The sequence below is a fragment of the Arthrobacter sp. 01N444 genome (assembly GCF_056399305.1).
The window spans coordinates 179642-192583 of sequence record NZ_JBFTRB010000006.1; the positions used below are offsets into that span (position 1 = coordinate 179642).

7 protein-coding genes are annotated in these 12942 nt (G+C 61.7%); 6 read left to right on the forward strand and 1 reads right to left on the reverse strand.

Going from position 1 to position 12942, the window contains the following annotated elements:
* Position 1: 1 nt before the first annotated feature.
* The 4 genes from AC1DKN_RS09785 to AC1DKN_RS09800 are packed head-to-tail and all read left to right on the forward strand — an operon-like array spanning position 2 to position 6569.
* Positions 2-1864, forward strand: a complete 1863-nt coding sequence (locus tag AC1DKN_RS09785; RefSeq protein ID WP_476871137.1) for a glycosyltransferase family 2 protein — start codon at positions 2-4, stop codon at positions 1862-1864.
* A complete protein-coding gene (locus AC1DKN_RS09790; protein ID WP_476871138.1) occupies positions 1815-4136 on the forward strand; it encodes a glycosyltransferase family 2 protein in 2322 nt (773 codons plus the stop codon). The genes AC1DKN_RS09785 and AC1DKN_RS09790 overlap by 50 nt, the downstream gene beginning before the upstream one ends.
* Positions 4137-4149: 13 nt before the next feature.
* Positions 4150-5118: an alpha/beta hydrolase family protein gene (locus AC1DKN_RS09795; protein WP_476871139.1), complete on the forward strand. Its 969-nt coding sequence runs from the start codon at positions 4150-4152 to the stop codon at positions 5116-5118.
* Positions 5115-6569 carry a hypothetical protein gene (locus AC1DKN_RS09800; protein WP_476871140.1) on the forward strand — a complete coding sequence of 485 codons (1455 nt, stop codon included), beginning with the start codon at positions 5115-5117 and terminating at the stop codon, positions 6567-6569. Before AC1DKN_RS09795 ends, AC1DKN_RS09800 begins: the two co-directional genes overlap by 4 nt.
* An 87-nt stretch (positions 6570-6656) precedes the next feature.
* Here AC1DKN_RS09800 and AC1DKN_RS09805 read toward each other — a convergent pair whose 3' ends face one another.
* Entirely contained in the window at positions 6657-7604 is a 948-nt protein-coding gene (locus tag AC1DKN_RS09805; protein WP_476871141.1) for a glycosyl hydrolase, read from the reverse strand.
* A gap of 426 nt (positions 7605-8030) precedes the next feature.
* Here AC1DKN_RS09805 and AC1DKN_RS09810 point away from each other — a divergent pair, with 426 nt between their 5' ends.
* Together AC1DKN_RS09810 and AC1DKN_RS09815 are read left to right on the forward strand one after the other, a co-directional pair.
* Positions 8031-12125, forward strand: a complete 4095-nt coding sequence (locus tag AC1DKN_RS09810) for a glycosyltransferase (protein WP_476871142.1) — start codon at positions 8031-8033, stop codon at positions 12123-12125.
* On the forward strand, positions 12115-12939 hold the full coding sequence (locus tag AC1DKN_RS09815) for a hypothetical protein (RefSeq protein ID WP_476871143.1): 825 nt from the start codon (positions 12115-12117) through the stop codon (positions 12937-12939). Before AC1DKN_RS09810 ends, AC1DKN_RS09815 begins: the two co-directional genes overlap by 11 nt.
* Positions 12940-12942 lie beyond the last annotated feature (3 nt).

A 12942-nucleotide genomic window follows, 5' to 3' on the forward strand; every position in this document is an offset into this window, starting at 1 on the left:
CATGCAGATCAAGAGCGTTGTCGTCGGCTCGGCAGAGCACTCCATGGCGCAGCTGGCGTTGGACCTTGGACTGGACTACGCCCGCACTGACTGGGAGCACCGCGACCCAAGGGCACGGTCCGGCTGGGAGCACGCCGTCCCTGCAGACCAACTGTGGTGGCACCACTACGTTGTGCAGACGGAGTCGCTCGCCGAGGCCCGGTCGCTGCTTCCCCTGTTCCGCAGCGAGGGACGGGCGCAGCACTTTGTGCTTGTCATCCGCGGGCTCTTCCCGGCCGCCGGTCTGCCGGTCTGGACTCCACGCAGCCTTCAGGTCAAGGCTGGCACATCAGCCATGACAGTGCCGGGACTCGGGTTCGCCGTGGTGGTTGATGGCGGCAAATGGGTGAACGTGCATGCCGCAGCCCTCGCCGCATTGGGCTGCTGTTCGCCTGCCCCGCTGCGTCCGGCGCTGGGGGGACTGCGGGTCGGCATCACCGAGCCCGCCGACTGCGCGTGGCTCGCGGGGGACGCGCTGGGCAGCTTCATGACGGAACAGCTCCTCCAGCCGGAACCGGATGACATCTATTCCGTCGATGTGCTGGTTGGCCCCGTCGACGTCGCACAAATGGCAGTACAGCCGCGACGGGTAACCCCGCCGGTCTGGACTCCGCCGGCGACGGCGCTGCCTCCCGTTGACACCGCCGTCGTTTCGCCCATGGGGTTCCTCCCGTATCCGGACAAGCCGGCGCGTGCCCTCGAACCAGCGGAGCTTGGCCGCGGGGGAGACCTCAGCGAAGCGGATCTTGCCGCCCTGCGGCCGCACGGCTACCTTGACGTTGATGGCGGCCGCTTCGATGGCCTGGACCGGCAACTGGCGCGACGCCTGAGCCAGCTCGCCGTCGCCGGCGTGCCGATGTTGACGCGCGCCTTGCAGTCCCCGGTACGGTCCCTGCTCGGTGATCGGCTGGTGGACTGCATCGAGGCCTTCGACGCCGGCGATCCCGCTGTGCTGCGGGAATCGAAGTCGATCGACCTGCGCCGGACAGCGCTGGACCTCTGCAGCCCGCGCGCCGTCTGGAACACCGTGCTGGGCCAGCTCGGCAAGCCGCTGCTTCCCTTGCCTTCCGTGAGCGTGGTTTTGGCCACCCGGCGGCCCGAGAAGCTGGCGTCCGCACTGGAGCAGCTGGCGCGCCAAAGCTGGGACGCACTGGAGGTGGTCGTGGTACTGCACGGATTCGCCGCCGATCTGCCCGAAGTCCGGCGCGCCGTCGAGGCCTATCCCGGCGAGCTGCAGCTGCGCTCCGTTCCGGCCGACATGATATTTGGCGACGTGCTGAACGCCGGTGTCCGCGCCGCCAGCGGCGATCTTGTCTGCAAGATGGACGACGACGACTGGTACGGCCCGCACCACCTGCGGGACCTCGTTCATGCCAAAGACTTCAGCGGTGCCGTCGTCGTGGGAGCGCAAGTTGAATTCGTGTACTTGGAAAGCCTGGACATCACTACTCGGAGGCCTCCGCTCGGCGAGCAGTACTCGGACCACGTTGCGGGCGGCACCATGATGCTCGGCAGGGACGAGCTGCGTCAGCTGGGAGGATGGCGGCCCGTCCATCGTGCGGTGGACCGTTGCCTCCTGCAGGCGGTCCAGGCCGCGGGCGGGCTCATCTATCGCTCCCACGGCCAGAACTATATGATGCAACGCCACTCCGACGCGGATTCGCACGGCGGTCACACGTGGAATCCGGAGGACAGCATTTTCCTGCAGAGCGTGGCGGAGCAGTGGGACGGCTTCCGGCCGCCGCCACAGCTCGGCGAGGAGAAGGAGGCCAAAGGTGCCCGCGGCCAAGCCTTCCGCAGCCATTTTTCGGATGTCTCCCGCTAGAAGTCACTGCCAAGTCAATCAACAACTCGATGCCACCTGGGGAAATAATTTGAACGTCAAACAGCTCATCCGCAGAGCAGGGAAGCTCACCCTGAGGAAGAAGGCCGCTGCGGCGGGGCTGGCTGCACTGTTCTTCACGGTTCTTGCGGGCGCCTACTTCCGCTCCGGATTCATCCTCCTCCCGGCTCTGGTGCTGATGCTTGTGGCCGTGGTGGCTGGAGTGGCGAAGATGGACACTGCGTTACGGCAGGCACGTCGAGCAGCAAAAGTGTCCGCTCTGCTACCGGTCCCCGCCCCGCAGCCGGCAGCCGAGGGTGTGGGACCTGCCCATTGGTGGGGAACGAAATCAAACATCCCGCCCGCCAAACTGTCTCAGCGGCTGACGAAACTCCGCTCCTTCGACGGCCGGGACGTGCTTGCCCGAAGGGTGACATCAGGCCGCTGGGACTGGCAACAGATGGAACATGCCCTTGAGCTGTTCCGGATAGGAGGGCTGGCACAGGACTCGGTCCTCAACGTGCTCGACTCGACTGCCAAGGGCGGGCTCCTCGTTTTGGCAGACACCTGCTACCGGCAAAACCTCCGCCAAGACGACATTCTCAACGCCGCCACGATTTATCAGTATGTCTATGGCAAGCTGGGTCCGAAGCACTTCCGGGGCAAACGCCGGGCGGAGTTCTTCCTTGACGCACTGGCGCAGACGGGACGCGGCGACCAGACGCTGGAACTCGAGGACCTCTTTGACACCGACACCAAGAATCCCAACGATCTCCATCTCTACAGGGCGAACGCAAAAAATCCTTTCCGCGACTCAACCCGCGCGGTAGAGGAATGGATGGCGGAGATCAACGCCATGTATATGGCCGCTGGCCTTGCACCGATTCGGCTCAAAGACGGCACCGAACCGGCCTTCCTCCGGCTGTCCACGGATCCTGTGCCAGCTGTGACCGAAGGGCCGCTCGTAACGATCGTGATGCCGGTCTTCCGCCCTGACGCGTTTACCGATCTCGCGATCGAGTCCGCGCTTTCCCAAAGCTACCGGAATATCGAGGTCATCGTCGTAGACGACGGTTCCGGGGACGCTTTTGCGGACCGGCTTGAGAAGTGGGAACTTGCCGACCCGCGCGTAAAAGTGCTGCGCAACACGCCAAACGCGGGAGCATATACCTCCCGTAATATCGGATATTCAATGGCCACCGGTGAATTCATCACCATCTTCGATGGGGATGACTGGCAGCACCCCCAAAAAATCGAAATGCTGGTGGCGGTGGCCGTCCGGCAGGAGGACCGCAGGCTGGTTTCGGCACCGTGGTCACGCGTGGGCGAAGACTTGATGTTCCATTACCGAGGCTGGAGGGGAGCCTATGTGACTCCCGCCCACGTCTCAGCGATGTTTCCTGTCAGAGTCATCAAGGAGCGATTGGGCTACTGGGACGCCGTTCGAAAGGCGGCAGACACGGAGTTCATACTTAGGTACCAGCTCCTGGTGAACGACAAGGAAGTCCTGGAAGTCACCCAAGCACCCCTGACGCTTTCGCTGGTGGGCTCCACCAACCTGTCAATGGACGACTTTCGGATGGGCTACCGCTCACCCGATCGGGTGGCTTACCGGGCAGCATACGAACACTGGCACCGCCAAATCCGCCAAGGCCATCACAGCGGCTACCTGGACGTTCCCCCTGGTCGGCGTGCCTTTCCTGCGCCTGCCAGATTCCTCCCCGCCCGGCCAGAGCGGGTTGAACTCGATGAGCTCTTCGTCGGCGATTTTGGCGCGCCAAGGGAGAGAGCGCGGAATATGTGGCGCGACATTGATGACGCTCGATCGGCGGGACGCCGGCTCGGGATGATGCATGTTCCCAGCATCCTGAACACCGTCTCGTTTGACGCATCGTTCAGCGAAGAAATGTTGGACGAGTTCACTGCGCAACGGATCACGCGGGTGGAACTGACGGACGATCTCCATTCCCGGATAGTCAACGTCTACGACCCCACAAGCTTCCAGTTCACGCGCGAATTGCGGGGCGGCCACACAGCGGACACTATAATGGTTCGAGCTTCCGAACCTCCCTTCAACCCGCATACTGGAGTTCACACATATGCCGTCACGACCGTCGCCCGCAACCTTGGCACGATCTTTGGCGGAGCTGTTCAGTGGACCTCCGAGGACCCTGACGTGGCTGCCGTCCTGGAGCGGACCATTGGCAACCCGGCTCCGACGGAAGTTCCGGTCAGCGAGGTTCCGAAGTTCCTGGCGACTGTCAACCAAGGCTAGGACCGGGCCGCTGGTGGTTCCAGCCCCTGGCACAACGGCCGCGCGAGCCAACCCGATCGACTGGAACCATGTCGATGATTGGGATTCGGACAATCACGTCGCCAAGCTCACTGCGGCGCCCGGGGCATCCATCACTTCACTTCCGGTGCAGGATACACACATCGTCTTTGAGCCGGCACTTCGCGATGGACTGCCACTTAGGATGCTCTTCGAGCCGGCGAACAGCGAGACGCTGGTGATTTCACTGCACGGGGCCATGAACCGTGGTCGGTTCAGGATTCCCCGGTTCGAATGGCGGCGTACGCTTAACCGTCTCGACTCGGCCAGGCTTTACCTCTCCGACAGTACGCTCGAGATCAACGGCTCCCTGGAAATCGGCTGGTACATCGGCACGGAAGGCCAGGATCTCATTGCCGACTATGCGGCAGTGGTAAACCAGATTATTGCCGCCGGCGGCTACTCAAGGGTGGTTTGCGTCGGCAGCAGTGCGGGCGGATATGGCGCACTTGCCCTGTCCCGCCGGATCCCCAACTCGGTAGCCGTAGCATTCTCGCCCCAGACAACCATTGGCGGCTATCACCTGGCTCAACGAAAGGCGTTAGCATCAGCCGCCTTTCCCCGGCACAAGACCTATGAGCAGGTTGAGAACGATTTCGGAACCAGAGTCAATTTGCGCAAATTGTACCAAGAATTGCGCCCGGTTAATTTTGTGCATTTTGTTCAAAACACCGGTGACCAGTTTCATTTTGAGGCCCATTATGTGCCGTTCGCCTTGGCGAACGGCGTCATTCCGGACAAGGGCGGCTTCAACCCGCGACGGCGAGTAAATTTTGTGGCTGAGCGCTACGAAAACGAGCATGCACCTCCCGCCCGGGGGTACTTCCTCGACCATATCCAGCAGGCGTATTTGAACTTCTACGGCCGAGAGCTTCCTCTCATGCCCCCCGATCCGGTACGCGACGCAGAACTAGGACCACGATGAAATTACTGCCTGCCCCTCCCGCGCACGCGGATCTGGACCGCCTGATGTACAGGTACGGCTTCGTGGTGTCCAAGTCCCCGGCTGAAGCTCCTTCGCTGGCCGGCTGGAAGACCGTGCCCGTGGGAGATGTATACCTGACGGTGCATCCGGAGACCCGGTTTGTCACCGCCGTCGCGGATGGGCGGCATCTCGCGCTGGTGGGACAGGCTTTTGACCCGGAAAAAGGAATCTATCTGGAGGGCGATGTCCTGGCAGCTCTGTTGGACGCCGTAGCCAGCGACGAAGATTTTTACGCCGTTCTCGACCGGCTGGCGGGTAGGTTCGCGCTGATTGTCCAGACGGACGGCAGGACCGAAATCTATCAAGACGCCATGGGATCCAGATCGGTCTTTTACTCCACAGCCGGGGCGCCCATTGCGGCGTCACACGCCGAGATCGTGGCCGATTTGATCGGCGCGCGCTTCGCGGACTTCTTCGTGCCTTTTCTTACCTCGCGAAATTACCAGCAGCGGGATGTGAAGTACCTGCCCGGCGTCGCGACGCCTTACGAGCACGTGGTTCAGCTGACACCGAACACCAAGCTGATCATGCCGCACCAAACAGTCGAGCGCTTCTGGCCGCGGGAAAACATCGGAATGCAGACGACAAATGAGGAAGCAGTTGCAGCCTTAGTGGCGCACCTGCACGGTCTTCGCTGGTACTTGGCGATCAACGGACTGCGCCCTGTGCTGGGTTTGACGGCAGGCACGGACAGCAGGGGGGTCTTTGCTGCCACGAAGGACAGCAATCCGGTCATCTTCACCTACGTACGCAGCGAAGCGGCCACCATGACAGGCTCACCGGACGCCCGTATGGCGTCGGAGATCGCTGGAGCCTATGGGTTGGAAGCGCAGGTCTGGCCCATCCACAACCGCCTCACACTCAATCAGACGGACGACGCGCTATCCGAGGCGTTCCGCCGGGCCACCGCCTATTATCGAGGGCCCGGTTCGCCCTGGCTCGGGCGCTTGGCGGCGACAGGGGAAAAGGTGCGGGACGGGCTCTTTATCCGCGGCTTCGGCGGGGAGGTGATGCGTGGCTTCTACCAAAGCCAGGACAAGCGCATTACCAAAGTCAACGTCCGTCAACTTTCAAATGCCTATGATGTCAACGCCGGTTCGCGCATCACACGGGGCTTTTTTGAGGACATGATGAGCCGGGTGTCGTTCACAGCGGACTCGCTCAAAGGTTACGACCCGAACGACATTTTCTATTGGGAGCACAGGATGGGAACCTGGGGGAGTGTGTCCATGTCTGAGGCCGATCTGGCGATGCCATCGATGGTGGCGTACAACTCCCGTAATCTCTTCAAGACCTTTATGGCGCTGCCGGAGACGGTGAGGGCCAGCAGGTCGGCCTTCGAGGTGGCCACCCTCGAGTTGGCCCCAGCCTTGAAGGATATTTGTTCCTAGGCCGGAAATGTCCGTTTCGAGACGCAGCGGCGTCTCGAAACGGACATGACTAGCGGTGACTGGGATACCGTCGCAGTCCGCTTTGACTCAGAGTGAGGCGTAGAGCCGGCCGGTGCTAGTTAGGCTGCCGTCCGTGTTGTACAGGGCAGAAGACCCCATTACCGGGTCACTGATGGACCGCGTCTTCCACGCGAATCGCTCAACGAACGGCAGCTGTCGCATTCCGGCTACGGTTGCCCGCATGAAGTCGTTGGTCTGGGTCCTGCTGTAGCGGCTGGGGCGGGTTGACGTGGCGCTCCAGTCCGCTACCGCATACTCGGTCACCCACACAGGCTTGCCGTATTTTTCATGCAATGCGGTGACCTTGTTCAGGAAGTCCTGAGCGTTGGGCCACGCATAGCAATGCATGGTCACAAAATCGACGCGGAGTCCACGTTTCTTGGCCTTGGACATAAATTCCTCAAGCCACAGGCTCGAGGGCTTAGCTGTCGCTGGCGACCCCAGCCTTAGACCGGTTGCCTGAAGTTTGGGCCACAAGCTGATCGCCTGGTCTACAGTCATGTTCGCCTGGGACCGGACGTCCGGCTCATTAAACCCCAGAAGATGCTTGGACTTGGTGAGCGGCAACTGGCTGGTGGCGTACTTGATGGCTCCCTGATCCAGGGCTTTGGCGCTCCGGATCATAGGCACAAAGCCTGGCGTGGTCGTCACGGTGTATTTGGAGCCCCAGGAGTAATACCAGCTGAGATTTAGGCTCCTAATCTGCCGGAGTGCCAAAGCATCAGTACCGGCGTGGCTAACGCCCTTCAGCGCTTTGACGGCCGGGAGCACCGTTGGGGACATTGCCATGCCGGGCTGTAGAAGGGCCGCCTGCGCTGGGACGGCGTTGGCCGCGAGGAGTGCGCCGGGAGCCGCCATTGCGGCGAGGGGGATCGTGAGAAACTTACGGCGCTCCATAACGACCTTTCTGAAATAGTTGGCTGACGCTTTTAGTGCGGCGGAGGCTGCGCCGGTGGATCTCCGGATTTGCGTCACGCACAAAGGGTATGGCGAGAAAAAAATAGCACGGTTGGCTCAGCCAAAAGTGCGATTCGAACGCAGGATTGGCGCAGTTTTTGGCCTGGCCATTATGTGTCCGATCCAGCCCCGGGGGTTTTCATCGTTTTGGCTTCGCGGGGGTTTGTTCAAAAGCTCAATTTTGCTCTGGCGAGGAAGATCTGGTATTAAGTCTCAATTTGTCCCGGTCGTGATGGGCTACGACTTTTGATGCTTATCCGGATGTCAGGAGTATGTCGACACTTCCCCGTGGCCGCGAATACTCTCGGGCAGCGCCGGCTTTGGTAGCATTGCCTGTGGCTCCCTCGCCCCATGGCACCTCACGCTTGTGGTTCCCGCGCCCCCGATGGCACCTCACGCCTGTGGTTCCGCGCCCCCGATGGCACCTCACGAGATCGCAGGTTCATGAAGTTCAAGATTGTCAATTACCAGGCCCACCGGATCAGCGGTTGGGTGTACGAGCCCGACGCCGATCAGGGAACGACGGTGCTGGACCTCGTGGTCAACGGGGAGACAGTCTCCTCGTTCACTTGCAACATCTTCCGGGACGAACTCTCGGCTGAGGAGTTCAGCACCCGAAACGTTGGTTTCCTTGGCAATTTGCCTCCGCATTTCTGGACCGGTGATGAGCACGACGTCGCCCTTATCCACCGGGGGACAGGCAATATCCTCAGGCAAAAGGGGATCAGTACATCTGATTCCAGGATCGCGGGCACGGAGCTCAGCGCCGACTTCATGGTTACTCCGCAGGGCCAAGTGGCCGGATGGGCAAGCGCTGAAAATCGTCCGGCATACGCCAGAGTGACCGTGGACGGAACTGTCATTCACCAAGGGAAAACCGACCGGCGTGTCCTCCCCTGGAAGCGCGACACGGTGCAATTCGACGCCCCCTTCGGCTATATGCACGGCATCCAGATTCCTGCGGATTTCTTCGACGGGCAGGCCCATCGGGTCCAGATATACGCCGGTGGCGAGCCGCACACGCCGGTGCTGGTGTTGGACCAGACGCTGGAGCTCGCGGCAGAGCACAGTGACGCCGCAGCTCGCGAAGCACAGCGGCTGCAGCATGGTGCACCCGGAATTTCCTCCGCGTGGCTCAAGCCCGCGCGGGTTCGCTCCGAGATGCGCGTGGCTCGCGTGGCACTGACGGAATGCTATGTCTCGATTGCTTTGTCGGGGGAGTCCCGGTACCGGCGGCTGGTCCTGCGACTGGGTGAGGCGGAAGTGACCCTCACGGCACTGACTGAGCCTTACGAGAACACCCCCGAGGCCGGCGAGATCCAACGGTATGCCGGTGAAGTCCCACTTCAAGGCAGAATCGCCGACTCCATTCCGCTGTACACCCCGGGTGCCGAAGTTGGCGGCACCTATGATCTCCGTCTGGGAGATGTCACGGGCCGCAGGCCCGCGGGACTTCCCGAGGCAATCATTCAGGACGCAGGCGGCGAGTTCGTGCTCTCAGAGACTGTTCTCGACGGTGGGATGTTCACCGGGTGGGCATTTCACACGGCCGATCTCGATCTTCCCGTAGAGCTCGTCTTGCGTGAAGTAACCGAGACGGAAGAGACGGATCTCAACCGGTCCTCGGCGGTCTTGAAGAACAAGGACGCCAAGCTGCAGCATGGCATCCGCCGAGCGGGGTACGCGCTGGCGCTGCCTTCCTCGGTTCTTGGGCTCCGTGCTGCCCATCTACGCCTTGTTGCCGTTCACCCGCAGGGGGAGTGGGTGCTCTGGGAGGACCCCGCCTTCTTGGCAACCGACAGCTTCTTGCTGGCTCAGGCGCTGCAGGCGTCATCCTCAATGTACGCAACTGAGCTTCTTCGCAATGCTAGGCGGGCTGGCCGCCGGGAATTTGTTGAGACTTTTCTGGGGACGTACCAGCAAGCCCGGACGGACATCAGCCTGGAAGCGCTCGAAGCAGCGATTTTCTCCCAAAAGCAGGGCGCCGGCGCTGTGCTGGAGCCGGCGCGAGGGGCGATCTGGTATTGGGTCGAGGAGCTTCGCGTCAATCCCGGCCGGCTCCAGTGGTTCACCGCTAACGCAATCCGCAATCGCAATGGTGGAGCCCGCGATGTCCTCGCTTACGCTGCCTCCAAAGGCCGCTACGACTTTGGCCAGCTTCATGGGGTCCTGGAGTCCTGCCGCGCACAACTTTTCCGGGAGTCCGCTGCCGGGATGTTGCGCGATGATCATTGGAAATCCGGTGTGCTCGCCATGGCCCGGTTCCTTTATGCCGCTCCTCGAGATGAGACGGACCAGCTCGATGCGCTCACGCTGTACTCCATGCTCGAAGAGTGGCGGGGCCTGAAGGACATTGCCGGCGTCGACCGCGCCTTTTATGGTGACCTCCTTCGGTGGCGTGGCGATTTCGCAGAGTCGTGGAGGGTGCTCACAGCAGAAGATCCCGATGTCGAGCACGACTACTCGCAGAACCTCTTGGCGCTCAACGCGCTCAATCCTCGCGTGAATCGGGTGCCCGGTAACGCCGACGCCTGGCTGGCCGGCTTGAACGAGCTGCTCGAAGAGGGCGGGGCCGCCCCGATCTCGATGCAGGACGGCGGCGTTAGCTTTTACAACGTCACCACGGACCTGCCCCCAGCGCCTGAGGACCCGGACGCCCCGCTGGTGACCGTCATCATGCCAATCTACGAACCCAGCGCCGCGACCAACATCGCGGTGGATTCACTCTTGCGGCAGACCTGGCGCAAGCTCGAGATCATCATGATTGACGACTGCTCACCCGAGCAGGACGCCGACGGCCGGCCCACTCCTTACCGGCAGCAGCTGCAGGACCTTGCCGCCCGCGACCCCCGCATTCGTCTGGTGCCCAATGACGTGAACCGTGGCTCCTATTCCGTGCGCAATGATGCACTCGACCTGGCCACCGGCGAGCTGATCACTGTGGCGGATAAGGACGACTGGCACCACCCGCAGCAGATCGAGCTGCAGGTTCGCGACTTCTTGGCGGCCCCCGAACGCGTGGCGAATATGACCAATTGGGTGCGCGTGGACGAGCACCTTACTCTGGTGCTGCGCTCCGCCACGGGACGGGTGGTGTACCCTTCCATGGCCTCATTGATGTTCCGTCGCGACCCAGTGCTGACGGACCTCGGCTACTGGGACACCGTCCGTAAATCCGGGGACTCAGAGTTCAAGAGCCGGATCGAGAACTACTACGGCACCGCCGTGCAACCGATTACCACAGCGCCCTTGGCTTTCGCTCTCATGGACGGCGCGAACCTGACCCGTGACGACATGGGTGTGGGTTACCTTGCTCCGGAACGCCGGGCCTACCTTCGTGGCTATAAGAGCTGGCATCGCGAGATTCGGGAATCTGGCGAATCACCGTACATGCCGAAGTCGCCAGACGCGCGGCGCTTCGTCGCCCCGGCCGCTTACCTGCCAGGGACTCGCCCGGAAGGGCCGGCACAGTACGATGTGGTCTTCGCGTCGGAGTTCGGCTTCCTCGCCGGCAACTCCACTTCGCTCTTCAATGAGATCTCGGTCTGTCTCAACGCTGGCCTCCGGGTCGGTGTGATCCCGATCCAGAACGGCCTGATCCCGTCCGCTTCCAGGCGGCAGTTCAGCCGCAAGATCGATGACCTGGTCCTGACGGGCCAGGTGGACCGGCTGTCCCTGGGCACCGCAGCTGAGACTGATCTTCTTATCGTGCGGTGGCCCACCGCGCTGCAGGTGGCGCCGGACGTGCCCGCCAGGCTGAAACCCAAGAAGGCCGTCATCGTCTCCAATCACCCGCCGTTCGAACCGAGTGGGGAGCGGCGCAGCTATGACATCGGCGTTGTGACCCGCAACGTCGAAGCGCTTTTCGGCGTCCGGCCGCTCTGGGCTCCGCAGAGTGAGCAGATCGGCGCCATGATCGCGCCGCTCATGCCGGCCTCGGACCTGACAAGCTTCTCCTGGAAGGGCATTATCGAGCTTAAAGAGCAGGCGACCCACAACCGCTACCGGGCGGCCCGGCCCACCATTGGACGGCATGCGCGCGATGACGCCGCAAAGTGGCCATCTAACCGGCAGGTCTTTAAGCAGGTCTACCCGGCTGACGGCTCCGCGGATGTCTGCATACTTGGCGGCGCCAAGGTGCCTGTGCGGAAGGGCTTCCTCCCGCGGAACCCTGCCTCTTGGGAGATCTTTGTCTTCAACGAGATCAGTGTTGAAGAATATCTGTCCGAGAAGATCGACTTCTTCGTCTACTTCCACAGCGACGGCTGGCTTGAAGCCTTCGGCATGGCAATCCTTGAAGCCATGAGCTACGGGGTGGTGTGTGTCCTGCCACGCCACTTTGAACCAGTGTTCAAAGATGCAGCAGTCTATGCTGAGCCGGACCAGGTCAAGAATGTCATCAACGAGTTGTGGGATTCGCAGCGCTATGCGCAACAGCAGCAGCGCGCAGTCCGTTTTATCGAGCAGGAATGTACTCCGGAGGCCTATCTGAGGCGCTTGTCCGGTCTGGGCGTGGAAGTAGAGCAGAATGAAAGCTAAGAAGACATCAATCAAGCATCTGGACAGCGTCCCGCGCCATGACTGGGAGGGCCCGGCCGGCCTCGACGTCCAGGAGCGCGGCCTCTACACAGAGCGCTTCGAGGGTGAGCAGTTCGATTTCATCTTCGACCCCAAACCTGAGACGGGGCGCCTCATTGTGTTCTTCTCGGGAGATGCCCGACGAAGCACGTTCGAGCCGCCCGTATTCCAGCGCTGGAGCTGGGCCTCCAAGTTCCCTGCGAGCTGCCTGTACTTCTCAGACCCAGCGCTCTACCACCATAGCAATCTCGGGCTCGCCTGGTATGCCGGCAACAGCCGGGGCGATTACCTGGAGCACATAGCCGAGATCGTGTCCTCAATCGCGAACACTCTTGGCGTTGGCGAGGACCAGGTCTTCTCCTATGGGTCCAGCGGCGGAGGGTTCGCTGCGCTGCGCTTCGCCCGCCACTACCAGGGACTCCGAGTGATCGCGATCAACCCGCAGACAGATCTATGGAAGTACCCCGTCAAGTGGACCAACCGCATGTCAAAGGTTTGCTATGGCGCAGATGAACTCGGGGGAGTCCCGCAGGACCAACAGTATAAGTTCACAGCCCTGGATTCGGACGTGACGGCGGGAGCCCGCAGTATCTTCCTCGCTCAGAACGTGCAAGATACTGACCACCATGAGAACCACTTCACGCCCTTTAGAAATTTCATGGAGTCCTCGGTCCACGCAGAGAAGCTCACGATCTGCGAATTCTCCGACGATTCCGGTCACGCCGGGGCAGAGAACCAAGAGACCTTTGACAAGATCCTGACCCACCTGAAGTAGAGG